22 protein-coding genes, 1 tRNA gene and 1 pseudogene are annotated in these 24,212 nt (G+C 68.9%); 14 read left to right on the plus strand and 10 right to left on the minus strand.

The annotated features are described in order from the left end of the window. Positions 1–58 precede the first annotated feature (58 nt). The 5 genes from ACTWPT_RS40370 to ACTWPT_RS40390 all read left to right on the plus strand — a co-directional run bounded on the left by ACTWPT_RS40370 (position 59) and on the right by ACTWPT_RS40390 (position 3,734). On the plus strand, positions 59–979 hold the full coding sequence (locus ACTWPT_RS40370) for a LysR family transcriptional regulator (RefSeq protein ID WP_443182806.1): 921 nt from the start codon (positions 59–61) through the stop codon (positions 977–979). A gap of 208 nt (positions 980–1,187) precedes the next feature. Then, positions 1,188–1,394, plus strand: coding sequence for a UBP-type zinc finger domain-containing protein (locus ACTWPT_RS40375; RefSeq protein ID WP_443182807.1), 207 nt, complete (start codon positions 1,188–1,190; stop codon positions 1,392–1,394). 17 nt (positions 1,395–1,411) lie between these two features. Continuing rightward, a complete protein-coding gene (locus tag ACTWPT_RS40380) occupies positions 1,412–2,413 on the plus strand; it encodes an acyl-CoA desaturase (protein ID WP_443182808.1) in 1,002 nt (333 codons plus the stop codon). Positions 2,414–2,626: 213 nt separating this feature from the next. Further along, entirely contained in the window at positions 2,627–2,962 is a 336-nt protein-coding gene (locus tag ACTWPT_RS40385) for a hypothetical protein (RefSeq protein ID WP_443182809.1), read from the plus strand. 118 nt (positions 2,963–3,080) lie between these two features. Further along, complete coding sequence (locus ACTWPT_RS40390) at positions 3,081–3,734, plus strand: hypothetical protein (protein WP_443182810.1); 654 nt, start codon at positions 3,081–3,083, stop codon at positions 3,732–3,734. 94 nt (positions 3,735–3,828) lie between these two features. Here the strand turns inward: ACTWPT_RS40390 and ACTWPT_RS40395 are convergent, their stop codons facing one another. The 4 genes from ACTWPT_RS40395 to ACTWPT_RS40410 all read right to left on the minus strand — a co-directional run bounded on the left by ACTWPT_RS40395 (position 3,829) and on the right by ACTWPT_RS40410 (position 6,842). After that, positions 3,829–5,238 (minus strand): alpha/beta hydrolase family protein, encoded by a 1,410-nt coding sequence (locus ACTWPT_RS40395; protein WP_443182811.1) that lies wholly within the window; start codon positions 5,236–5,238, stop codon positions 3,829–3,831. Positions 5,239–5,332: 94 nt separating this feature from the next. After that, the gene (locus ACTWPT_RS40400) at positions 5,333–6,016 is read right to left on the minus strand and encodes a DUF899 domain-containing protein (RefSeq protein WP_443182812.1); all 684 of its coding nucleotides are present in this window, start codon (positions 6,014–6,016) and stop codon (positions 5,333–5,335) included. Between the two features lie 21 nt (positions 6,017–6,037). Further along, on the minus strand, positions 6,038–6,421 hold the full coding sequence (locus ACTWPT_RS40405; protein WP_443182813.1) for an ArsR/SmtB family transcription factor: 384 nt from the start codon (positions 6,419–6,421) through the stop codon (positions 6,038–6,040). Beyond that, positions 6,411–6,842: an SRPBCC domain-containing protein gene (locus ACTWPT_RS40410; RefSeq protein ID WP_443182814.1), complete on the minus strand. Its 432-nt coding sequence runs from the start codon at positions 6,840–6,842 to the stop codon at positions 6,411–6,413. The genes ACTWPT_RS40405 and ACTWPT_RS40410 overlap by 11 nt, the downstream gene beginning before the upstream one ends. Before the next feature lie 148 nt (positions 6,843–6,990). On the opposite strand from ACTWPT_RS40410, the gene ACTWPT_RS40415 reads away from it, so the two are divergent. Beyond that, positions 6,991–8,073, plus strand: a complete 1,083-nt coding sequence (locus tag ACTWPT_RS40415; RefSeq protein ID WP_443182815.1) for an amidohydrolase family protein — start codon at positions 6,991–6,993, stop codon at positions 8,071–8,073. Positions 8,074–8,237: 164 nt separating this feature from the next. Here the strand turns inward: ACTWPT_RS40415 and ACTWPT_RS40420 are convergent, their stop codons facing one another. Together ACTWPT_RS40420 and ACTWPT_RS40425 are read right to left on the minus strand one after the other, a co-directional pair. Further along, a complete protein-coding gene (locus tag ACTWPT_RS40420; RefSeq protein WP_443182816.1) occupies positions 8,238–9,695 on the minus strand; it encodes an RICIN domain-containing protein in 1,458 nt (485 codons plus the stop codon). Between the two features lie 28 nt (positions 9,696–9,723). Then, positions 9,724–9,963: a hypothetical protein gene (locus ACTWPT_RS40425; protein WP_443182817.1), complete on the minus strand. Its 240-nt coding sequence runs from the start codon at positions 9,961–9,963 to the stop codon at positions 9,724–9,726. A gap of 402 nt (positions 9,964–10,365) precedes the next feature. Between ACTWPT_RS40425 and ACTWPT_RS40430 the strand changes: the two genes are divergently transcribed. The 5 genes and pseudogenes from ACTWPT_RS40430 to ACTWPT_RS40450 all read left to right on the plus strand — a co-directional run bounded on the left by ACTWPT_RS40430 (position 10,366) and on the right by ACTWPT_RS40450 (position 16,674). Beyond that, positions 10,366–12,198 carry a hypothetical protein gene (locus ACTWPT_RS40430; protein ID WP_443182818.1) on the plus strand — a complete coding sequence of 611 codons (1,833 nt, stop codon included), beginning with the start codon at positions 10,366–10,368 and terminating at the stop codon, positions 12,196–12,198. Between the two features lie 141 nt (positions 12,199–12,339). Next, positions 12,340–12,867 (plus strand): MarR family winged helix-turn-helix transcriptional regulator, encoded by a 528-nt coding sequence (locus tag ACTWPT_RS40435; protein WP_443182819.1) that lies wholly within the window; start codon positions 12,340–12,342, stop codon positions 12,865–12,867. Positions 12,868–13,038: 171 nt separating this feature from the next. Continuing rightward, positions 13,039–13,926: pseudogene (locus tag ACTWPT_RS40440) on the plus strand (LLM class flavin-dependent oxidoreductase); the annotation flags it as partial. Positions 13,927–13,949: 23 nt separating this feature from the next. Then, positions 13,950–16,187 carry an LLM class flavin-dependent oxidoreductase gene (locus ACTWPT_RS40445; protein WP_443182820.1) on the plus strand — a complete coding sequence of 746 codons (2,238 nt, stop codon included), beginning with the start codon at positions 13,950–13,952 and terminating at the stop codon, positions 16,185–16,187. Positions 16,188–16,224: 37 nt separating this feature from the next. Continuing rightward, positions 16,225–16,674, plus strand: coding sequence for a VOC family protein (locus ACTWPT_RS40450; RefSeq protein ID WP_443182821.1), 450 nt, complete (start codon positions 16,225–16,227; stop codon positions 16,672–16,674). Between the two features lie 128 nt (positions 16,675–16,802). Here the strand turns inward: ACTWPT_RS40450 and ACTWPT_RS40455 are convergent. After that, positions 16,803–16,896 (minus strand) — tRNA-Sec (locus ACTWPT_RS40455). A 19-nt stretch (positions 16,897–16,915) separates the two neighbouring features. Between ACTWPT_RS40455 and selD the strand changes: the two genes are divergently transcribed. Then, entirely contained in the window at positions 16,916–17,911 is a 996-nt protein-coding gene (gene selD / locus ACTWPT_RS40460; RefSeq protein ID WP_443182822.1) for a selenide, water dikinase SelD, read from the plus strand. A gap of 272 nt (positions 17,912–18,183) precedes the next feature. Here selD and ACTWPT_RS40465 read toward each other — a convergent pair whose 3' ends face one another. Both ACTWPT_RS40465 and ACTWPT_RS40470 read right to left on the minus strand, forming a co-directional pair. Beyond that, entirely contained in the window at positions 18,184–19,482 is a 1,299-nt protein-coding gene (locus ACTWPT_RS40465) for a cellulase family glycosylhydrolase (protein WP_443182823.1), read from the minus strand. Positions 19,483–19,502: 20 nt separating this feature from the next. Beyond that, the gene (locus ACTWPT_RS40470; protein WP_443182824.1) at positions 19,503–20,135 is read right to left on the minus strand and encodes a TetR/AcrR family transcriptional regulator; all 633 of its coding nucleotides are present in this window, start codon (positions 20,133–20,135) and stop codon (positions 19,503–19,505) included. 95 nt (positions 20,136–20,230) lie between these two features. On the opposite strand from ACTWPT_RS40470, the gene ACTWPT_RS40475 reads away from it, so the two are divergent. Continuing rightward, positions 20,231–21,436, plus strand: a complete 1,206-nt coding sequence (locus ACTWPT_RS40475) for a family 1 glycosylhydrolase (RefSeq protein ID WP_443182825.1) — start codon at positions 20,231–20,233, stop codon at positions 21,434–21,436. A 1-nt stretch (position 21,437) separates the two neighbouring features. Beyond that, complete coding sequence (gene uidA, locus ACTWPT_RS40480; protein WP_443182826.1) at positions 21,438–23,228, plus strand: beta-glucuronidase; 1,791 nt, start codon at positions 21,438–21,440, stop codon at positions 23,226–23,228. A gap of 156 nt (positions 23,229–23,384) precedes the next feature. Here uidA and ACTWPT_RS40485 read toward each other — a convergent pair whose 3' ends face one another. Beyond that, positions 23,385–24,194 carry an SDR family NAD(P)-dependent oxidoreductase gene (locus ACTWPT_RS40485; RefSeq protein ID WP_443182827.1) on the minus strand — a complete coding sequence of 270 codons (810 nt, stop codon included), beginning with the start codon at positions 24,192–24,194 and terminating at the stop codon, positions 23,385–23,387. Positions 24,195–24,212 lie beyond the last annotated feature (18 nt).

Consider the following 24,212-nt stretch of genomic DNA (forward strand, 5'->3'; position numbering starts at 1 on the left):
CTAAAGTGGTGATGTCGGTCCGCATCCGCGCCGCCCAGCATGGGAAGGGGTGGCGGCCATGGAGTTACGTCAGCTGCGTTATTTCGTGACGCTGGCCGAGGAACTGCACTTCGGCCGGGCGGCGGCCCGGGAGCACATCGTGCAGTCCGCCCTGAGCCAGCAGATCCAGCGGCTGGAACGCGAGCTGGGAGTGCGGCTGCTGGATCGCAGCAGCCACCATGTGAACCTCACCCCTGCCGGCGTCACCTTCCTCGCCGAGGCCCGCCAGATCCTCGACCACGTCAGCCGGGCCGGGCAGGCCGCACGCAACGCCGCCGCCTCCACGCCCACGCTTCGCGCCGGCATCATCGACGCCGGCTACGACACGATGCCCCAGATCCTGCGCCACGTGCAGCTCCACCATCCCGACCTAACCATTCACCAGGTCGAGGCGGGCGCCCCCGAGCAGTACCGGCAACTGGCCGACGGACGGCTTGACGTCGGGATCGGCCGCGCGTCCCAGCCCCCTCCCGGCGTGGCCACGGAACTGATCCGGCTCGACCCGTTCGGTGTGCTGATCCCGGTCGACCACCGCCTCGCGGGTCTGGACCGCGTCCCCGTCGCCGCGCTCGCGGACGAACCCCTGCTCCTCGGAGAGGAAGCACAGAGCCCGGAATTCAACCAGTTCATCGGGGAGATGTGTGAATCCGCCGGATTCACACCGACCCTCTACGAGGGGACCGTCGAGAGCAGCCGTGCCGCCGCCGACCTCGTCCTCGCGCGCCGCTGCGTCTTCTGTCTTCCCGCCTCCTCGCGAAGCTCCAACCTGCCGGGCACCAGCTGGCGCCCTCTGACCGAACCCACGGTCCACTACCCCTGGTCGCTCCTGTGGCATGAGGCCAATCCCTCTCCCCATATCGCCGCCGTCCTCGACAGCGCCAGGCGGCTGGCCCGGCAACTCGGCTGGCTCGATCATCCGGCTCGCCATCGCCCCAGGTGATGGAGCTTGCTCGGATTGGCCGTTTCCGGCAACTCGCTGAGCACCTTGACTGGGTGAACGACCGGCGGCGCACCCCGCGCCGCCGTCACCGGAGAGGGCCGCGATGACGCCGTGCGCAGAGAGCGCGAACGCGACGACAGGCCCCGGCCTGAACGGCCAGCGACCGCGTTGCGATCACCTCGACCGGCTCCCGGCTGCGCAGCACGGCGTGCCCGAATGCCAACCCTGTCTGGCACTCGGCTGGACCTGGCAACGCCTGCTGATGTGCCTGACATGCGGCTGGGTGGCCTGCTCCGACGACTCACCGGGAGGCCACGCCAGGGAGCACTACTGGGAGACCGACCACCCGGTGGTCAGTGCGCTGGAGCCCGGGTCGGCCTGGCGCTGGTGCTACGTACACGGGCGGACCGTGTAGCGAAACGAAGGAGACCCATGACTCTGACCAAACAACCGGTGAATCGCCGAACGGACTATGACGGCGCGTCTCCGTTCCCGGAAACAGCGGAGGACGCCCCGGTCGGCAAGGCCCAAGCAGGACTGACGACCGCCATTGTGGTCCTGCCGTTCGTCGCCCTCGGCATCGCGATCTTCCTGGGGTGGGGGCGGCACATCACGCTCACGGATCTGCTCATGGCCGTGGCCTTCTACGTGGCGACCGGGCTCGGCGTGACGATCGGATACCACCGGCTGCTCACCCACAGGTCCTTCGCCGCACGGCCGTGGCTGCGGGTAGCGCTGGGCATCGCCGGGTCGATGAGCTTCCAGGGCAATGTCATCGACTGGGTAGCGGTCCATCGTCGCCATCACGCCTTCACCGACCGGCCAGGAGATCCGCACTCCCCCTACCGGTACGGCACCGGCCTGCGCGGGCAGCTACGGGGGCTTGCCCATGCCCACCTCGGCTGGATGTTCATCGACGACCGGACCTCCGCCGAACGCTACGCTCCCGACCTGCTGGCCGATCCGGCGATGGTTCGGGTGGGGCGCGCCTTCCCCGCGCTGTGCGCCGTCTCGCTGGCGCTGCCGTTCCTGATCGGCTGGGCGATCACCGGCACCCTCTACGGCGGGCTGACCGCGTTCCTGTGGGCCGGTCTGGTCCGCGTCGCGCTCTTGCAGCACGTCACGTGGAGCGTCAACTCGTTGTGCCATGTGATCGGCAGCAGGCCGTTCACGACCCGCCGCCATGACCGCTCGACCAACCTGTGGCCGCTGGCCCTGCTGTCGTTCGGGGAGAGCTGGCACAACGGCCACCACAGCGACCCCAGCTCCGCCCGGCACGGCCGGGAACGCGGCCAGCTCGACCTCACGGCCGGCGTGATCCGCCTGTTCGAGCGGCTGGGCTGGGCCACCGACGTGCACTGGCCCCGCCACGATCGCATCCAACGCCGCCGGACCGACGCCCCACGACCAGCCGAAACTGATCAGGGGCCATGACTGGATCGGCCCCAGCAGCGCTTGGGTAAACGGCGTCGTCGATCACGACGCCGGGCACGGCATGATGGAGGCAGCGTTCGACGGAAGGAACCCACGTGCGGCACGACAAGCCCCCCCCCCGCAGTCGCGGCCACGTCGGGGCCGGCCTCGGGGTGCGCTGGGCGATCGCCGGCAATCTGCGCGGCACCTGGCTGGCGTTCAGCGTGCGTGATCGTGAACGACTGGAAGGTCAGCTGCGACGTGTCCGAGGACATGATGCCGTCGAGCCCCAAGGAGCCCAAGGGGTACGTCGGCCCCGAAGGGTTCTGGTGGCACGGCAGCGCGATCCCCTTCGCCATGGACGGCGGCGGCGACAACCTGGTGCTCGACGGCAAGGGCCGGGTCGGCAGCTTCTACCACGAGGAAGGCCTGACCTTCACCGGCAGCTGGGCCTGGCCTTCCTACGTGGACTTCCTCGAGGACGTCGCGCACGCACTGGAGAGCGGCGAACCGCTCCGCAATTCGCCCCACGGCGTCACACCGGAGGGCGACTCGGACTGGACCTACTGAAGCACCGTGTGGTGCGGCGAGAGCGTCGAGGCGACCGCCCGCGCGCACGGGAAGCACGTTCACGTTTCACCATTCGGCATGGGCGCAGGTTACCGACCCGGCCTTTTAGGCTTGCGGCATGCCGCAGTCCGGAGAGCCGCACATGCTGGTGAGCGGGAAGCACGTACGCCAGGCCGTCGCCCACTGTGTCAACGGCCTCACTGGCGTCCCTGCGGCCCAATGGCATGTCCGGGCCAGCGGCCTGGAGTGGACATGCTGGGAGACCCTCGAACACCTCGCGGACGACCTGCTCACCTACGCTCTGCGGTTCGGACTCGCGAAGCCGATGGACGTGCCACGCGTGCCGCTGCGAATCTCCCGCGGTCGGCCGGAAGGGCCGGCCAATGTCATCTTCGGCGACAAGGAGGCGGGACCTGAGGGACTCCTAACCGTTCTGGAGGCTTGCGGCGGACTGCTCGCAACCGTCGTCGACACCACCGCCCCTACCGCGTTGGCCCCGCACGTTTTCGGCGCCTCCGATCCGGAGGGGTTCGCCGCGATGGGCGTCGTCGAGATCCTCGTCCACACCCACGACATCACTCAGGGAATGCAGCGCGCCTGGGAGCCCCCACAGGACTTGAGCGAGCGAGCCCTTGCGCGGCTGTTCCCCGACGTACCCATCACCGATACTCCGTGGTCGACCCTTCTGTGGGCTACCGGACGTATGGAGACGCCTGATCGCCCCCGCCGGACGAACTGGCGCTGGTACGGCGCACCGCGCAGCCGCGACTGACCCAGCTCATCGGGAGCGTCGATCACGATCGCCGTGGTCAGCCAAAATCGCCGCACTCCACTCAATTCGAGGCGTCCATGTTCGCCAGCCCTCCTCACTGACGCGCAGCCACCCCAGGGGATGATGGCCGTGCCGGGTCGAGATGAGCACGGAACGATGCTCCCGTTTCCTCCTGCGCCGGGCAGGCAGGGAACAGCGGGCGGGTGCCGGTGGACCAGGCGTCCGGGTCGGTGAATCGGCACCCGTAGCCGGGGTTCGACACCGTGGCCGCATCGGTCACGTCGTCCCCCGCAGGTCGCGGACCGCCGCGTTCCCATCTGACCAGGTCGTCCCACGCGGCCCCGGCCTCGGCGTCGCTGAACTCGCAGTGCCCCACCGCCCGGATCGCCCGCTGCACCAGCAACTCGTCGCGCCCGTGACGGGACACGTCGGCCCGGTAGTACTGCTCCATGGAGAACGGCACGAAGTTGTCGCCCAGGTTGTGTAAGGAGAGCACGGGCACGTCGATCCTGCCGGAGACGGCGGGCACGGCGGTCAACCGATGCGTCCTGCGCGCCACCGGATCCTCGGGAGGCACCCGCTGCACGCTCGCGTCGACGTTCACCGGCGAGTCCGGGCGGTAGCTGGTGTCGAGGTTCGTCGCCACCCTGCCCGGCTCCTGCGCCAGCGTGCCTTCCCCGGCCGGCCCTGCGAGCCCGAACAGGAAGTCCTTCCAGTACGCGAACGCGGCATGCGCCCCTGGGCGCTCGCCGCCGCCGAGATTGACGACGATGGCGCGGAACTGCTCGCCGAGCTCATTCACCGGACCCGAGCCGGCCAGCCCAAGCCGTTCCTGGATCTTCGGCACGGCGGAGGTGGCGTAGTCGGCAGGGAACGGGTAGGCGGGCACGTCCGCCAGATCCTGCGCGACGAGGTGGTAGTCGAGGAAGAAGTCGAACAGCTCGTGGTCGCCGAGCACCCCGCACATCGGCAGGGCCGCGTCGTAGTAGCCCGGGTACTGCTCGAGTGAACGGACCGTGACGTGACCCCCCATGGACACCCCCGCCAGGAACGTCCGCCGTGGCTTGCCCACCACGCGCCCGAAGTGATCGGCAAGGCCGCGGGTGCTCAGCACGCCGGCCCGCACGTCATAGTCGTTGGCGTAGTAGGAGGACGCGGCCCACGCATAGCCCTGATCCAGCAGCCGCCGCCGCAACCCGTACCCGGGCGGGTCCACGGTGAGCACTCGGGTGTCGCCGCGGAACCCGTGGGCCCACATCAGCAGACCACCGTTCCACCGTGGCGGTACCTCGATGTCGAAGGCCGCATGCCCGTGCACGCCCTGCAGCACCCGGCTGGGCCGCCCCGCCACGATCATGGGCTCCAGGGGCGGGTTGTCGATCGTGTAGCCGGGCAACGGCTGGTCGTCCCGCACGTGGCCACCGGGTGCCGCGTCCGCGGCGGTGGAGGTGAGCAACACGGCGGATAACGCCATGGCGGACAGGATCAGGCTCCGACGGCGCATCTGCCGTCACCTCCGAGGCGACCTGCTCAGGCGGTTGATGATTCGTTCATACCGTGAGAGGCCGTGCAGAGGAAGGGCCCGCCGGCCTCGCCGGCTAGCCTTGCGCCGGCTTGGCGGCGCCGTACTCGTCGTGCCAGTTCCACCACTCGTACGGCGGAGTCTGGGGATAGCCCTCGGGCGAGTCCTCCCACTCCTCCTGCCGTCCGAGCGCGGTCATGTCGAGGTAGCTCCACGTGCTCCCCAGCGCCTCGTCGCCACGGCTGTTGATGAAGTACGTGCGGAACACCCTGTCGCCATCGCGGATGAACGCGTTCGTGCCATGCCATTCGTCCACGCCGAAGTCGGCGTCGAACTCGTCGGTCAGGGTGTACCAGGGCATCGTCCAGCCCATCCGCTCCTTCACCCGCGCGATGTCCGTCTGGGGTGCGCGCGAGACGAAGGCGAGAGTGGTGTCGCGGGCGTTCAGATGGGCGAGGTGGCCGACATGATCGGCCACCATGGAGCAGCCGACGCACGCGTGGTCGGGCCAGCCTTCCACGCCGGGATCGAAGAAGGCGCGGTAGACGATCAGCTGACGACGGCCCTCGAACAGGTCCAGCAGGCTCGCCTTACCCTTGGGTCCGTCGAACTGGTAGTCCTTCTCCACGGCCAGCCACGGCATCCGCCGACGCTCCGCGGCCAGCGCGTCCCGGGCGTGGGTCAGCTCTTTCTCCTTGACGAGCAGCTGCTGGCGCGCTGCCTCCCACTCACTCGGTGTGACGATCGGTGGTGTCTTCATCGTGATGTTCACCTTCCTTGGTCAGCGATGACGTCCTCGGTTCTCGCCGTGCGGTGTTGTGGCGTCCCCGCGCGTATCTCGGTCGAGGTGGTCCTTCAACGCCTCGAGCGGGCCATCCCAGTCACGGGCCAGCGCAGCCAGGAACTGCTGCGCCACCTGCATCGGCGCGGAACGCAGCCGGTAGCGCACCCGGCGCCGCTCCCCCGGCTCGGCCGTCACCAGGCCGGCCTCGGCCAGCAGCGCCAGATGTTTGGCGATCGCCTGCCGCGTGATCGGCAGCCGGCCGGCCAGGTCAGTGGCCGTGGCCGGCCCCTCTGCGGCCAGCGCGGCCAGGATGGCACGCCGGCTCGGGTCGGCCAGGGCGATGAAGACCTGCTCGGCGATCGCCTCGATATCAGCCGGCACCGAGGTAGCCGGCCAGTTCGCCGAGCTCGCGCTCCCACCCCTGGACATGGCCGTCATACGCCTCGCGGTAGACATCCTCCGGCAGCTGGGCGAAACCGGTCTCGACCACCCGCAACCGCGTGCCCGCACCGGCCGGTTCGAGCGTGAACTCGACATAGGAACGGCGGGGATCATCGTCGGGCAGCTCGTCGATCTGCCAGGTGAACCCGAACACCGTCGGCTCCTCCACCCGTTCCACGCGCATGTCGACCGTGGACCCGTCGGACCATCTCATCTGAGCCGCCCCGCCCGGGCGCAGGTCGATCGTCGCCTCGTTACCGAACCAGGCGCCGAGCCCCTCGGCCGTGGTGAGCGCCGCCCACACCTTGTCCGGCGGGTGAGCGAGCTCCACGGTCCGCTCGATGCGATCAGGAAAACCCATGACGACCTCTAACAAGTAGCAATCGTTCGGTTGCCACATTATGGCAACCGGGCGGTTGCGTCAAGAACTCCGATCGAGCCGAGAGCGATGCCGGCGGCAGAAACGTCCGGAGAGGTTCCCACAGCGCAGCCTGGGGAAACCGGTCCTCGTGACCGAGTCGATGCATCTGCGCGGCATCGCGCTGCCGTCGGAGGAGGTCGTCGAGTTCTGGATCAAGGACGGCCTGTTGACGGATGAGCTGGTGCCGGGCGCCACGACTGTCGTGGACGGCGCCTGGCTGCTGCCAGGCCTCGTGGATTCCCACACCCACCCCGGCGCCGAACAGCCGGGAGACCCGCTCGATGCGAACCTGCTCCGGCGGCACGGCAGGGAGCATCTGGCGGCGGGTGTGACGCTGCTGCGCGTGCCAGGCTCGGCGGATCGCCTGCCGAGCTGGTTCGGCACGGAGCCGGACCAGCCGCGGGTGCTGTCCGCGGGCCGCTGGCTGGGGCTGCCCGGCATGTTCTACGAAGGCTGGATACGGCACGTCGGCGAGGCGGAGATGGCCGACGCGGCGGTCGAGGAGGCACTCGCCTCCGGCGGCTGGTGCAAGATCTACGCCGACTGGGTGGTCGACGAAGGCGGCCTGCACGGTCCCCACTTGCCTGCCGACCGGCTCGCCGAGGCCACCCGGCGGGTGCACGCCGTAGGAGGGCGGGTCGCCGTGCACTCGCAGACGGCCGAGGGCGCCAGGGCAGCGGTCGAGGCCGGGGTGGACAGCCTGGAGCACGGCCTAGGCCTCGAGGTGGATCTCCTGGACCGGATGGCTGCCCAGCACACGGCGCTCGTGCCCACGTTCACCGTCTGGCGCACCTTCGAGCACGTCACGCGCGTCTCGCGCTCGGCCCGCTTCCGCGACTGGTTCCGCGCCGCCCACGCCCGCCTCGGGCCGCTGGTGTCCGCCGCGCACGAGGCAGGCGTGACGGTGCTGGCCGGAACCGACAGTTACGGGACGCCCGTACTCCCGCACGGCCGGGTGAGCGGCGAGGTACGCCACCTCGCGGCAGCGCCGATGCCCGCAGTGGCAGCGATCGGCGCAGCGTCGTGGACGGCACGATCTTTCCTGGGATATCCCGGTCTGGAGCCGGGAGCGTCCGCCGACGTCGTGGCCTTCGACCAGGACCCCCGTACCGACTTGACAGTCCTGGACAGTCCCGTGCGCGTCATTCACCGCGGCCGGGTCGTCAGATGACGCACCGGCCGCTCCCCGCAGCAGGCCTAACCCGGACACGCCCATCCAGCTGAGGCTGACGCCGCGTCGATGCGCTACCGTAGCGTCCCGCGCGTACTGTTCGACGCCGAGGGCCGCCCGCTCCCGGCCCCCGGTTGCTCGTGCGTCCGGTGCCTGGGGTCGGCTCAGGACTGTGTGCGGGACCACTGCTGGTGAGTGCCGCTCCCGCAAGTCCACTGCTGGATGTCGGCGCCGTCGGCCGTGGACGCGTTGGCCACGTCCAGGCACTTGCCGCTGTGACGGGCCCTGAGCTGGAAGTAGCTGCCCGTGGCCACCCACTGCCACTGCTGGTTGGCACCACCGCCACAGGTGTACTGGATGACGTTCGCCCCATCCGCCGTGGAACTGCCGGCCACGTCCAGGCACTTACTGCTGTTCTGGCTCACCAGCCGGTAGTAGCCGCCACCGGCGTCCTCGAACCGCCACTTCTGGTTGCCGCCGCCGTTCCACGGATACTGCTTCACCTCGGCGTTGTTCGCCGTCGAGGCACTGACGACGTCCATCACCTTGCCGCTGTGGCGGGCGGTGATCCGGTAGTAGAGGGTGGAGCCACTCCCGGTGATGACGCCGGTGGCGGTGTCGATGGTGATCTGGGGGTACCAGGTAAGGCTCATGCTGGTGGCGGAGGGGAACGTGATCGGTAGCCAGACGTACTGGGAATCGTTCACCGGTCCACCCCAGGCACCGGCCCAGCGGTCCCCCATGTACAGGTAGCCAGTGGTCGACGAGCCCTGGATCGGCAGCACATACGCCGGCTGGGAGCTGAACGTCGTGCCGTCGCCGACGTTGGTCCACCCGGTCCATGGGCCGGAGATGCTCGACGCGGTCGCGTATCGCGCCTGGTTCGGATTCCAGCCCGTCGCTCCCGACGTCAGCAGGAAATAGACGTTGCCCCGTTTGAACATGGCAGGGGCTTCGCGGTGGGCGTCGTTCCAGAAGTTGCCCACCAGCGAGCTGACGTTCAGGTAGTCCGGCGTGAGCCGGTAGATGTGCAGGTCGTAGTTCTCATCCGCTGCCGAGATCATGTAGGCGGTGCCGTTGTCGTTGTAGAGCGTGATGTCCCTCGACATGTGCTGCCCCAGCGGGCGGAAGCTGCCGTGGTAGGTGTAGTTGCCGTCCACGGTCGAGGAGGAGGCGACGGCGGCACGCGCCTCGCTGTAGTTGGATCCGTTCTCCTTGTGCATCCACATGACGAATTTGCCGGTGGAGCTGTTGTAGATGACCTTCGGTCGTTCGATGTTGGCGACGTTCAGCTCGGCGTGCGACGACTGGGTGAGGACGTTGTTGCGGAATTCCCAGTTCAGCAGGTCCGTGGACCGGTAGACCGACACCGCGCGGAAGGTGTTGTCGGGATTGCGGTGCTCACCGAACCAGTAGTAGTAATCGCCTGCCTTCAGTACGCCGCCGCCATGGGCGTGCAGCACATTCCCGCTGGTGTCACGGAACTGGGTGCCGTTGGTGATGGTCACCGGAGCAGCGTGTGCCGGTGACACGGCATGGACGATGACAGTTCCGGCGAGCAGGGCTGCGGCCGCGATCACCCGGAACAGGCTCATGGCCTTCACACATAACCCTCTGGTCATGCTGATCCTCCCTTGGAAGAACTCGTTCCTAGTACGTGACCTGGAAAGTGGCGTCCTGCCGGGCGGTCAGGTCGGAGCCGGCGCTGTAGTTGACCATGAACACGTCGCGGGTGCCGTTGTTCGCGGAGTAGATGACCGCGTGCTGATTGCGGGTTTGCATGCCGGCGGTCGGTGTGGCGACCGGATTGTTTTGGTTGAGCGGCATCCAGTTGAGACCGTCAGCCGTCAGTAACGCGACGCCCGCGACGATCATTCGGCGGAGGGCCACGACGGGCACCCTTCTACGAGGCAGATCGCATCAGGTCCACGAAGATCAATGTTTGCGCTAACATCCCGTGCCGACGTACGCCCCGGCAGCTGAGGATCTGGCGACCATCCCGGCCGGACGATGACGACGGGATCGCGTCACCGCTTCTGACGTGTTTCGCAGAGTGTCATAGCTCCCAGCAAGATTGTCAATGCCTAGTCAAGAGGCGTCAGGACCACCTCCTCGTCCCACCCCAAACGCCATCACGACCGCTTTGAGCTGGGTTCGGACAGTTGAGGTCGCGACCGCCGCACTGCGGAACGGAATGATATATTCCAAAACCTCTGTTACAAGTGAGATTGCAGTGATTTCCAAGCGCTGTTCGCGATCATGTGGCTTTCCAGAGCAGAGAAAGGGACCCCCATGAAGAGGACAGCGTTGCTGCTGGGCGCCGCGGTGCTCAGTGGTCTGCTGGCCGCTCCTCCCGCGCTCGCCGCGCCGGCGATCAAAACGGCGGTGGCGCAGGTCAAGGCAAGCCCCGCCAAGCGTTCCGGCGAGTGCCCCACCACGGTCGGCTTCTCCGCCGTGGTGGCGGCCAAGGGCAAGGGCACCGTTCGCTACCGGTGGGTACGCGGTGACGGCAGCAAGGGCGCGATCAAGAGCTTCCGCGTCAACGGCGCGCGCAAGGTTGTCGTACGCGATCGGCAGACGTTCGACCGCACGACGTCCGGGTGGCAGGCGGTGGAGATCCTCGGTAAGCGGGGGTTGTCGAGCAAGGCCCGGTTCAGGCTCGCCTGTGAGGGGCCCGCCGCGGTGTGGGACTCTTCCCACCCGCTGCCGGCCGGCACGGGCAAGCCCTTGGTGTCCGCCGCCGACGTCGACGTCAGCCCGGCGGCCTACAACGGCGCCTGCCCGACGACGGTGACGTTCACCGGCGCCATCCAGGTGTCGCGGACCCCGGCCAAGGTCGACTACCAGTGGATCGACAGCGCCACCGGCGAGGGACGGCCGGCGTCACTGTACTTCGCCGCCGGCGGTCCGCGCGTTCGCCAGGTCACACTGCCGCTCAGCGTGGGGAACTCCATGAGCGGCTGGAAGGCCATCCACATCCTCAACCCGGGCGGCCACGACTCCGGGCGGGCCGCGTACCACGTGACCTGCAAGCCCGGCCCGACACCGACTCCGACCGGCACCCCGAGCGGGACTCCCACCCCGACCGGCACTCCCACCCCGACCGGCACTCCCACCGCGACCGGCACCCCCACCCCCACCGGCACGCCGACCTCGACGCCCACCGGCCAGCCCGGTCAGAAGCCGACGCCGCAGATCCTCAGCCTCTGGCCCGGGGACTACGAGGGAAGCTGCGCGGAGCCCATCGCGTACGAGGCCACGGGAAGCATCAACCTCCCGGCCGGAGCCGCGCAGAAGGTCACCTTCTGGTGGCTTCTGGACGGTGTCAAGTGGCGGGAGCACACCGTGGACCTCCCGGCCAGTGACCAACCCCGTTCCCAGCACATCTCCGCCATCTGGCCGATCAGCGCCGGCGGTCGCCACAGCGTGGGCATCTTGGCCGAGGGCGGCCCGTCCGAGCCCGCCGAGCGGCAGTTCACCGTCAAGTGCGAGGAGCCCGACACCGCCAAGGTGGTCATGCACGACGTGCTGAGCCCGGTCTACCAGGGTGACTGCACCTCCTACTACGCGCTCACCGCCAGAGCGAGGGTCATGTCCGACCGGGACACCGAGATCAGCTACCGTGTCGTGGTCGACGGCAAGCCCGGTGTGACCAGGACCGAGAAGCTCAGAGCCGGGCGCCTCCTGTCGATCGGCGACTTCTGGTACGACTGGACGAAGGGCACCAAGACCGGCACGGTCCGCATCGAGCTGCTCAACCACAGCAAGGTGGCCAAGGAAGCCCCCTACCGCCGCACGTGCTGGACGCAGACCCCCGAACCCGGCACGGTACGGTTCGGCAGCTTCACCCCGATGGCCTACTACGGCGACTGCGCCGCGGCACCGTACCCGACCGCCCACGCCACGCTCCTCGCCGCCCCGGGAACGGAGATCTCGTACCGGTGGGTCGTCGACGGCAAGGCGCAGAACACGGTCACGAGCAAGACGCAGGATGCCGGGTTCCTGCAGGCACAGGCCTTCCACTGGGACCGGAACCCGAAGACCGACGGCGTCGTCCGGCTTGAGGTGCTGAACCACAACAAGCCGTCCATGGAAGTCGCCTACCCGGTCCACTGCCAGAGCTGACGTACGGGTCCGGCTGCCCTGGTCCGCCCTGTCGGGCACGCTGGTCACGCTGCGCCAGAAATGGTTCTCCACCATGAAGGCGTCGTGGCCGGTGTGGGCGGCAGGGCGGCGCGGCGGCACGCCGGCCGTATAGTCGAATTCATGAGCACCAACGGGACGTCGTCACCGGCGGCCGAGCACGCCGAGGGAGACTTCGCCTGGTCCCTTGGGGTGCTGTTGCGGGCGCTCCACGACTCGCTGGAGTCGGTGCTGGGTGATCTGCCGCACGGACCGCGTGGCTATCAGACGTTGTCCACCGTGGTCCACGGTAATCAGCCCAGTCAGCTGGCGTTGGCGGCACATCTAGGGATCGACAGGACCGTGCTGACGTACCTCATCGACGATCTGGTCGAGGCGGGCCTGGTGGAGCGCCGGCTCAACCCGGCCGACCGGCGGCAGCGCAAGATCGTCCCCACCGACAAGGGGACCGCCACGCTGCGCGACCTCGAGCAGCGGGTGCGGGCGATCGAAGACCGCGTTCTCGAGGCACTGGACGCGGACGACCGTGAGGTGTTCCGGAAGCTGCTGCGGCGGGCGGCTTGCGGCGTGCGCGACATCGCGCCGGACACCGATCCCTGTGTAGTGGTCGAAGAGGTGCTCAGCACCGGTTCCGCCTCCCCCGGCGCGTAGCAGTATGTCGTCATCGCGGCCTCCGGCGCTTCGGCGCCGGAGGCCGCTGTCGTGCTGCCATGGCCTGGAATAGCCGAGGAAGATGCGTGGTTCAACAACACATATTCTCCACATACAGTTTGTGCAGCCACACGTCTGTGCGGCAGATCGATGAAGGGAGTCAGGGGACTCATGGCTGACTACGGCCACGACCTGTTGTTCGGGTCGTTCATCACCCCTGCCAACACCGCTCCTGAGCAGGTGCTGGACTTGGCGCAGGCCTCCGAAGAGGCGGGACTGGACCTGGCGACCTTCCAGGACCACCCTTACCAGCCGGGCTTCTTGGATACCTGGACGCTGCTGAGCTACGTCGCGGCCCGCACCGAGCGCATCCGCGTCACGGGCAATGTGATCAACCTTCCGCTGCGGCCGCCGGCCGTGCTCGCCCGCGCGGCGGCCAGCCTGGACCTGCTCAGCGGCGGCCGCTTTGAGCTCGGGCTGGGCGCGGGGGCGTACTGGGACGCCATCGAGGCCATGGGCGGGCGCCGCCTGAGCCCCGCCGAGTCCGTACAGGCGCTCGATGAGGCCATCGACATCATCCGCGGTGTCTGGGACGCCGGCAACAAGGCCCGCCTGCGCGTGGACGGCACGTACTACCAGGTCGAGGGCGCCAAGCGCGGCCCCGCCCCGGCGCACGACATCGGGATCTGGCTGGGCGCCTACAAGCCCCGGATGTTGCGGCTGATCGGCCGCAAGGCCGACGGCTGGCTGCCGTCGCTGCCGTACTTCCAGAGCCTGGACCAGCTCGCCGAGGCGAACGCGACCATCGACGCCGCCGCGGTCGAGTCCGGCCGCGATCCCGCCGCCATCCGCCGGCTGCTCAACATCGGCGGGCAGTTCGGCCCGCCCAGCGACCGGCTGCTGTCGGGCCCACCGGAGCAGTGGGCCGAGCAACTCGCCACGCTGACCCGGCAGTACGGCTTCTCCGGCTACATCCTCATGGGCGACGACCCGGCGACCGTGGAGATCTTCGGCCGGCAGGTCGCGCCGGCCACCCGTGAGCTGGTGGCCGCCGCCCGCCAGGCGAAGGCAGAGGTCTGACCGTGGACTACAGCCAACCCCTGCGGTTCGGCGCCTTGATCGACACCTCCTCGCCGCAGGAGGCCGTCGCCCACGCCACGCTGAGCGAGGAGCTCGGCCTGGACCTGGTCGCCCTCGGCAACCTCGGCGACGACGCCGCGCTCGACGTGTGGACGGTGATGAGCTGGGTCGCCGCCCGCACGCGCACGATCGGCATCACGGGCCTGCTCGATGCCGGAGCGCGGCCCCCTGCGGTGCTGGGCCGTTCGGCCGCCAGCTTGGACCTGCTGGCCTCCGGCCGGCTCGGACTGGCGCTGAGCGGGTCGGGCCGCTGGGAAGCGGACCAGGCGGAAGGCTCCGTACAGTTGCCTCCCGCGCAGGCCGCCGCCGCGCTGGATGAGGCGATCGAGGTCGTGCGCGGCATCTGGGCGGCCGATGAGCAGGCGCCATTGCGCCTGACGGGTGACCACTACCGCCTGGACGGCGCCGAGCGGGGGCCGGCGCCTGCCCACACCATCCCGGTATGGCTCGATGGCACGCAGCCGGAGCTCCTGGAACTCGCCGGCGCCCAGGCCGACGGCTGGCTGACCGTCCTGGGCGACGTGGCGGAGCTGCCCGTCCGGCAGAAGATCATCGACGAGGCGGCGGTTCGCGCCGGACGGAACCCACGGGAGATCCGCCGGCTGGCCGTCATCCCGGTTTCCGGACCGCCTTCGGCCGGCGAACTAGCGGCCCTGGCCATTGAGCACGGCATCAGCACGTTCCTGCTCGCCGGCGCAGGAGTCGACGACCTGCGCCGTTTCGCCGCGCAGATCGCGCCCGCGGTCAGGGCGGCCGTTGCCACCGACCGTGCCGCACGCGGCGTGGCCGAGGCCACGATCCCCAGCCTGCGGGTACGGCGGCGGCGTCATCGGGACATCGACTACGACGCCGTGCCCGCGCACTTGGTACGGGTCGAGCCCGGTGACGCCGGGTACGCCCGGGTGCGCTCGACCTACCTGCGGGGCGGATCTCCCGGCCTGGTCCTGCGGCCGGGCACACCGGGCGAGATCGCCGACGCGCTGGCCTTCGCCCGCACCCAACCGGTGAAGCTGGCCGTCCGCAGCGGTGGGCACGGCATCAGCGGCCGCTCCACCAACCACGGCGGCATCGTCATCGACGTCTCCCGGCTGAACGCCATCGAGATCCTCGACGAGCGGACCCGCCGCATCCGCGTCGGTCCCGGCGCCCGCTGGAGCGACGTGGCAGCGGCGCTGGCCCCGTACGGGTGGGCGCTCAGCTCCGGCGACTACGGCGGCGTCGGCGTCGGCGGCCTCACCACCGCCGGTGGCATCGGCTGGCTGGTACGCGAGCACGGCCTCACCATCGACCGTCTGCGTGCCGTGGAGATGGTGCTGGCCGACGGCACCATGGTCAGGGCCGACGACACCGAGCACCCCGAACTGTTCTGGGGCGTGCGCGGCGCGGGGGCGAACTTCGGCGTCGTCACCGCCTTCGAGTTCGAGGTGGACGAGGTCGGCGACGTCGGCTTCGCGCAGTTCGTGATGGACGCCTCCGACACGGCGGGGTTCCTGCGAAGCTGGGGCGCCGCCATGGAGGCCGCGCCCCGGGACGTCACCGGCTCACTCATCATCGGCCGGCCCCGCCCGGGCCAGCCGCTGATCGCCCAGCTCATGACCGTGGTGGACGCCGGCGACGCCGAGACCGTGATCAGCCGGCTCCAGCCCATCGCCGACGTGGCCCCGCTGCTCGACTACAGCATCCAGATCCTGCCGTACGCGACGATCATGAACGTGCCACCCGGCACGCACGCCGGCCAGGGCGAGCCGGTGACCCGCTCCGCCCTCGCCGACCACCTCACGCCCGAGCTGGCGGACGCCGCCGCCCGCCTGATCGCCGGCGGTGAGCCGTACTTCTTCCAGATCCGCGCCGTGGGCGGGGCCGCCTCCGAAGTCCCCCCGGACGCGACCGCGTACGCGGGCCGGTCGGCGAACTTCCAGCTGGTGGCCTTCGGCTCCAGCCGCGCCCGGCTGGACCGCCTCTGGGATGAGATGCGGCCGCACTTCTCCGGGATTTACATCAACTTCGAGACCGACCTGCGGCCCGAGCGCCTCCACGACGCATACCCGGGTGAGACCCTGCGGCGGCTGCGCGCGCTCAAACGCCGCTACGACCCCGACAACGTCTTCCGCGACAACTTCAACATCACCCCGGCTGAAACCTCGCCGCCTTCCCCGGCAACGGAGCAGTTCCAGCGCTGACCGGTTCTTGTACGCTGACGTGAGGTGCGAGAGAGCCTTGATCGATGTCGGGCTCGACGAGGCAGAGAGGACCCGCGTGCCGCACTACAGCAGGCTCTGCAAGATCGTGATCGATGTCAACGAGGCCGACCACGCTGCTGAGGTCGGATTCTGGCAGGCCGCGACCGGTCAGACGCTGACGCACTACGCCCGCTATCCCGAGTACCACGGCGCCGACCTGGGCAGCGGAGAGTTCGGGCTGCTGATCCAGCGGCTCGGGGAAGGCTCGAGCCGGGTGCACGTCGACATCCACACCGACGATCTGGACGCGGAGGTCGCCCGGCTGGAAAGACTGGGCGCCAAACGCGTGCAATACGTGCACGGCCGCTGGTGGGTCATGCAGGACCCGGCGGGCCTGCCGTTCTGCGTGATACCGGATCCTCCGGGGACGCTCAACGACGACAACGCCCGCCGTTGGGACGATCAGGAGAGCACCGGCACCGAGTAATCCCCCGGGCGGATCCGATGAGGGAAGGCGGAGGAAATCGAGCCGGCCGAGTGGTCGGCCCGGATGACGTCCGTCCGCGGCACAGAACTGCGTCGATCCACTCACGACCATCCCGAATGCACTGATCAGCGGAGGCGGACGGGAATCGAACCCGCCGCGCCGAGATGCTCGGCGCCACTGGTTTTGAAGACCAGGAGGGCCACCAGACACCTAAACGCCTCCAAAGCGGATCATAGACCGTATGAACGCCATCAGGCTCACGCAATACGGCACCGGGGGCGGCTGCAGCTGCAAGATCCCTCCCGGCGAATTAGAGGACCTGGTCGCCGGGCTCACACCGGCCTCGTCTCCAGCGGCGGGCCGGATACTGCTGGGGATCGACCAGGGGGACGACGCCGCGGTGCTCCAGATGGAAGGCGAAGGCCGGGCCATCGTCGCGACGACGGACTTCTTCACCCCTGTCGTGGACGATCCGTACGACTTCGGAAGGATCGCGGCCACGAACGCGCTCTCCGACGTCTACGCCGTCGGCGGCGAGCCCGTCATGGCCCTGAACCTCCTCGGCTGGCCCCGCGGCGTCCTGCCCCTGGAGCTCGCCCGCGAGGTGCTGCGCGGCGGGTCCGCGATGGCGCAGGCGGCGGGGTGCCATCTCGCGGGGGGCCACAGCATCGACGACCCCCATCCCAAGTACGGGCTGGCCGTCACCGGTCTCGCCGAACCCGACCGCCTGCTGCGCGTGGACGCGGGCAAGGCCGGGCTCCCCCTCACCCTGACCAAGCCTCTCGGCCTGGGCGTGCTCAACACGCGGCACAAGGCGACCGGGGAGGTCTTCCCCGAGGCGGTCGCCATGATGACGACACTCAACCGTGACGCCTCGCGGCTGGCACTGGCCGCCGGGATCGGGTGCGCCACCGACGTCACGGGTTTCGGCCTGCTCGGCCACCTCTACAAGCTGGCCAGGGCGAGCGGCGTCTCCGCCGTCGTCGACAGCGCCGCCGTGCCCTACTTGGACGGAGCCCGCGAGGCCATCCGCGACGGTTACGTCAGCGGCGGATCCCGCAGGAACCTCGACTGGATCTCCCCCCACAGCGACTTCGGCGACCTGCCGGAGGACGAGCGGCTGCTCCTCGCCGACGCGCAGACCTCGGGCGGCCTGCTCGTCGCGGGCGAGATCCCCGGATTCCCGGTGATAGGCCAACTCGTCCCTCGCGGCGAACACCTGCTGGTCGTGAGATAGCCACGCTGATCGTGACTAGCCGCGAGCCCCCAGACCTCTCACCTGCTCCTGCACGAGAGGCCCGAGCTGTGCGCTCGGCTGGTCGGCGACTTCCTGACCGGCATCCCGGCTCCCACCTGGATGCCGATCCGCCGCACCGTAGGTCAGACACTCAGGCGGCCTGCGCCGCGGATCCGGTCGGCCGAGGTGTTACACCCTGTGGCCGGGGATACAGGCCGGCCACGATCCAGTCTCGTGAACCGTGGCCCGCCGGGGACGCGGAGCCCGCTCGATCAGGTCGTGGTGCCGGTGACCGCGGTTCCGGACTTGGTGACGAAGTAGGTTACGGTCGCGCCGCTCCAGAAGTGGAGGGTGAGCGTGACCCGTGAGCCGTCATTGACCTCGGCGAAGAAGGCCGGCCTTAGTGTGATGGTGTTGCTGCTGTAGTCGGGCGCGAAGGTGACGTCGAACTCCTTGAAGGACGTCCAGTTGTGGGGGCCGGCGTTGCTGCCGTCGGCGTACTTGGCCTCCATGGTGGCGAGCTGGTCACCCCTGAAGGCGGTGGGGATGGCGAAGGGGCTCGTCGTTCCGCTCGCGTTCTGCACGGTCGGCGTGTCGTAGGTGACGATGTCGATCCGCCACGGGACGCCCTGGGAGAACCGAGCCCACAGCGTCGCATTGACGCCGTAGGCCCGTGAGCCCGTCAGCCGGGTGAGCGCGGATGCCGTGAACGTGAGCTGGTCGCCCGAGACGGTGTAGTCGGTACCGCGTACCAGGTCTGTGCTGCCGTGGCGGATCCCCACGAACGAGGTGCCGTTCAGGTTCAGCGTGAGTGTCTTGCTCGTGATGGCGGACGACCTCGCGTTGAACACCTGATCCGACGAAGCCGTACCCGAGCGCGTCGTCCAGCTGGACTTGATCTGCGCGAACAGCTCGGGATCGGCCCACTGGAACGAGGTCCGATTGAAGTGCTGGCCGTTGTCCCACAGCATGGTGGTGATCTGCTTGGTACGTGCGTAGTAGCCGAGGAACTCGAAGAATTTCAGTTTCTCGCCCTGTTGGATGGTGCCGGTGTGCCGGTCGAAGCCCAGAAGGCCGTACTCGCCGATGATCACGGGGATGCCGCGGGCGGTGAAGGCGTTGTGCACCCGGTCGAAGGCGCCGGTCAGGTCCTGCTGAACGGTGGCGTCGAAGCGCGTGCCACCTGCGACGTTGACGCTGAACGGCCAGTATCCGTAGAAGTGGACCGTCGCGATGAGGTTGGGGTCGTTCATCGCGTTGAACGTGCTGACCAGCTCGTTGACTCTGGCCTGGTCGGCCGACGTGTGCAGGGTCGGCAGGACGAGCAACCGAGTCGCGTTGTTGCCGCCCGACTGGCGCACGATGGTCCGGAAGGACGTGTTGAGTTCATTGAGGAGCGTGGCGTTCTGGGCGTCTCCGGAACTGCCGGTGAAAGTCGGCTCGTTGACGCTCTCGAACAACAGCTTGGGAGACGAGCTCCGGAACGTGCTCGCGATTTCCTTGAGGCGCTGCTGGACGCGGACGGCAAGCTCACCTCGGTCGCACCGCGCGCCGCCCACCGGGATCTGCACGACCTCGTCGTCATGCCGCCCTAAGAAAAGGCCTCGCTCGCCAGCCCCGGGATGACCGAGAGGAAGAACTGGCGGATCGCGGACTCGACCTTCACGGAGTCGCGGTCGAAGAGCCACTGCGCCTGCAGGCCGTTGATGAGGGAGATGGTCATGGTGGCCAGCGTCTCGGAGTCGATCGACGGTCGCAGCCCGTTGCGTTCGGCCAGGGCCGTGAAGGTGTCCGCATAGAAGCGGCGGAGATTACGGTAACGCTCGGCGTAGTAGGCGTGCGCGGGGTGGTTGGGAGAGGTCGCCTCGCCTGACACGACGCAGTGCAGTTCCATGAGCCCTGGCTGGAGTTCGTTGTCGACGATGACGGCGATCATGCCGTTGAGGGTCTCAATGGGGTCGGCCGTCGGGTCGAGCACCTTGGCCGACTCCAGGAACTCGGTGCCGCGTTCGTCACGCAACGCGAGCACCCCGAGGAGCAGGTCTTCCTTGCGCGGGAAGTGGTGCAGCAGCCCGGTGTGGCTGATGCCCGCGCGCTTGGCGACGTCCTTCATGGTCGCGCCGTAGAAGCCGGTCTCGCCGAACGCGTCCACGCAGGCTTCGAGAACGCGCCGCCGCACCGCCGCCGTCTTCGCGTACGGACCACGGTTGCCGGGTGCCGTCATGGACGTCCCTCCAAATTAGTAGCGCGATTCGGTTTTCATGCTAGCGTTACGCCGTCGCCAGCGTCACACCTATGGTCTCGAGCAAGGAACCAACCATGCCCCAGCTCCCCTCCGGTTTCCTCTGGGGTGCGGCGACCGCGCCGCACCAGGTGGAAGGCAACAACGTCAACAGCGACTGGTGGGCACTCGAACAGCAGATGCCCGGCATGCAGCACAGCGGCGACGCGATCGACAGCTACCACCGCTATGCCGAGGACATGCGCCTGCTGGCCGAGGCCGGGCTCAACGCCTACCGCTTCGGCATCGAGTGGGCCCGCATCGAGCCGATTCCCGGGGAATTCTCCCGAGCCGAGCTCGCCCACTACCGCAGGATGATCGACACCGCCCTGGACCTGGGCCTCACCCCCGTCGTCACCCTGCACCACTTCACCAACCCGCGCTGGTTCGCCGAGACCGGCGGATGGCTGGGCGACCAGGCGATCGAGCGCTTCCAGACCTACGTACGGGAGGCCGCGAGCATCCTCGACGGTGTCGAATGGGTGTGCACGATCAACGAGCCCAACATGCTCGCCCTCATGATCGGGATGGCCCGCGACGCACAGGCTCAGGCCCAGCGGTCGACCAAGGACTGGATGAGCCCCACCGTCGAGGGCGCCGCACGGCCGGTGCTTCCCGACCCCGACCCGAAGATCGGCGCGCGGCTGGTCGAGGTGCACGACGCGGCCCGCGCGGTACTGAAGCAGCACACCGGGGCGGCCGTCGGGTGGACGGTGGCCTGCCAGGCGCTCACCCCGACGCCCGGCAACGAGGACAAGCTCCGCGAGGTGCGCCACGTCCGCGAGGACCTCTACCTGGAGGCGGCCCGCGGTGACGACTTCATCGGCGTGCAGTCCTACTCCAGCCAGGCCGTTGACGAGAACGGCGTCGTCCCGCACCCGCAGAGCCCGGACAACACGATGACCGGCAACGCCTACCGGCCCGACGCGATCGGTATCGCCGTCCGGCACGCCTGGGAGACGACCGGCGGCACGCCGATCCTGATCACCGAGAACGGCATCGCCACCCCTGACGACACGCGACGGATCGCCTACACCTCAGAGGCCCTCGGTCACGTGTTCGCCGCGATCGACGACGGCATCAACATCCGGGGCTACCTGCATTGGAGCGCGCTGGACAACTTCGAGTGGGGCCACTGGGAGCCCACCTTCGGTCTCATGGCCGTCGATCGCACGACGTTCGAACGCCACCCCAAGCCGAGCCTGGCCTGGCTGGGCGAGGTCGCCCGCCGAGGAGAGATCTGACATGTCGATGCTGAAGCCCCGATCCACCCCCTCCCGTGAGCTGGTGAATCTCGACGGTCTCTGGCGGTTCTCGGTCGCGGGGACGCAACCATGGACCGGGCCGCTGGACACCACACTGGAGGCAGCGGTCCCGGCCAGCTACAACGATCTGTTCACCGACAGCGCGATCCGCGACCACGTGGGCTGGGTCTGGTACCAGCGCCACGTGCGGGTGCCGCGCGGCTGGGCCGGCGAGCGCGTCGTCCTGCGCGTCGACGCCGCCACCCACCAGGGCCAGGTCTACGTCGACGACGTCCTGGTGGCCGAGCACGTGGGCGGCTACACGCCCTTCGAAGCCGACATCACCGAGCACGTGCGCGCCGGGCAGGAGTTCCGCCTCACCATCGGCGTCAACAACGAGCTGACCAACACGACGATCCCGCCGGGCACGATCACCGTGACCGCCGACGGGCGGCGCCGGCAGACGTACCTGCACGACTTCTACAACTACGCGGGCCTGGCCCGCTCGGTGTGGCTCTACAGCCGTCCCGCCGTCCACGTCGAGGACATCACGATCGTGACGGGCCTCGAAGCAAGCACCGGGACGGTCCAGTATTCGGTCCAGACCAGCGCGCCCGCGCCGGTCCGGGTGCGAGCGCTCGACGCCACCGGCGCGGAGGTCGCGGCGGCGGACGGGGCCCACGGCATGCTGCGCATCGACGACGTGACACTGTGGCGGCCGGGCGCGGCCTACCTCTACGACCTGCTCGTCGAAGTCCTCGACGGCGATCAGGTGATCGACAGCTACACCGAGCCGTTCGGCGTACGGACGGTGGAGGTACGTGGCACGCAGTTCCTCATCAACGGCGAGCCGTTCTACTTCACCGGGTTCGGCAAGCACGAGGACACGCCCGTGCGCGGCAAGGGGCATGACAACGCCTACCTCGTGCACGACTTCCAGCTCATGGACTGGATCGGCGCCAACTCCTTCCGCACCTCGCACTATCCCTACGCCGAAGAGGTGATGGAGTTCGCCGACCGGCACGGCATCGTCGTCATCGACGAGACCGCCGCCGTCGGGCTCAACCTGGCCGTGCAGGGCGGGCTCACGGGCGTCCCGCCGCAGCCCACGTTCTCACCGGAGACCTTCGGCGAGGCCACCCAAGAGGCGCACGCCCAGGCGATCCGCGAGCTGATCGCCCGCGACAAGAACCACCCCAGCGTCGTCATGTGGTGCATCGCCAACGAGCCGTCCTCCAACGAGGAGGGCGCGCGCGAGTACTTCGAGCCGCTGGTGGAGCTCACCCGCAAGCTCGACCCCACCCGCCCGGTGAGCTACGCGGCCGTGATCTTCGCCACGCACGAGAACGACCGCCTCGCCGACCTCTTCGACGTCCTGTGCATCAACCGCTACTACGGCTGGTACGTCGCCACCGGCGACCTCGCCACGGCCGAGACCTACCTGGAGCACGACCTGCGCGGCTGGGCCGGCAAGCACGGCAAACCGATCATGATGAGCGAGTACGGCGCCGACACCATGCCCGGCCTGCACTCGGTCTGGGACACCCCGTGGACCGAGGAGTACCAGCAGGCCTACCTCGAGATGCACCACCGCGTCTTCGACCGGATCGAGGCGTTCGTCGGCGAGCACGTGTGGAACTTCGCCGACTTCCAGACCTCCCACGGCATCCACCGGGTCGACGGCAACAAGAAGGGCGTGTTCACCCGCGACCGCAGACCCAAGGCCGCGGCCCACGCGCTGCGGGCACGCTGGAAGCCGCTCACGGGCCGTAAACCGTCGAGCACGGAGTAGGGGCACCCCCGTCTGCTGGACGCGCGCTTCACGGCACTGTAGCGGTCACTCCGGCGTGAGGCGCACGAGGCGCACAGGGCCGCCCGCGGGGTCAGCACCTGCCACGAGGGAGATTCGACGGGACGCAGCTCTCGCGTGGAGCCCGCCGACAGCTGGTCAGGCGGTCTCGCCGCCGTCGGCGAGCAGCGTGCTGCCCGTCATGAAGGTCGACAGGTCCGATGCGCAGAACAGGACGACGCGTGCGATGTCATCAGGAACACCGACCCGGCCGATGGGGCTGTTCAGCATGAGGTCGGTCGGCGGGGTGTCGCTGGTCATCATGGCCGCGGCGGCCATCATGTTGCCTTCCGTGGGGACGTAGCTCGGTGCGACACCGAGCACGCGGATGCCCAGCGGCGCGAGTTCGAGGGCCAGCTCGCGGGTGAGACCGCGCGCGGCGTGCTTCGATCCGACATAGGCGGCCAGACCGGGGGCACTACCGCGGAAGCCGGCGGTCGAGATGATGTTCACGATGACACCGCCCGTGCCCGCTGCCGCCATGCGCCGGGCCGCCTCACGGGCGCCGACGAAGACGCCGCGCGCGTTCACGGCGAAGACCTGGTCCCACGTCTCCTCGCTCAGCTCCAGCAGGGGAACGCTCGGGAAGATGCCGGCATTGTTCACCCAGATGTCCAGGCCGCCGAGTTCGGCGACCACGCGGTCGGCCGCCGCCGCCACGGACACCGTGTCGGCGACGTCCATGGCGGCGCCGATCGCACGCACCCCGTGGCGCTCGGCGAGCTGCTTGGCGGCGGTCACGGCGAGCTCTTCGTCAATGTCGCCGATCAGCAGGTCGGCGCCGGCCTCCGCCAAGCGCGACGCGATCGCCTTGCCCAGCCCGCGACCGCCTCCCGTCACGACCGCACCCCGGCCCTTCAAGGAAACAAGCTCGACCAGGGATCTGCTCGATACATCGGCGGTGGACATGGATGGTCTCCTTCTGTT

It is taken from the genome of Nonomuraea sp. 3N208 (assembly GCF_052245935.1).
Taxonomy (GTDB): domain Bacteria; phylum Actinomycetota; class Actinomycetes; order Streptosporangiales; family Streptosporangiaceae; genus Nonomuraea.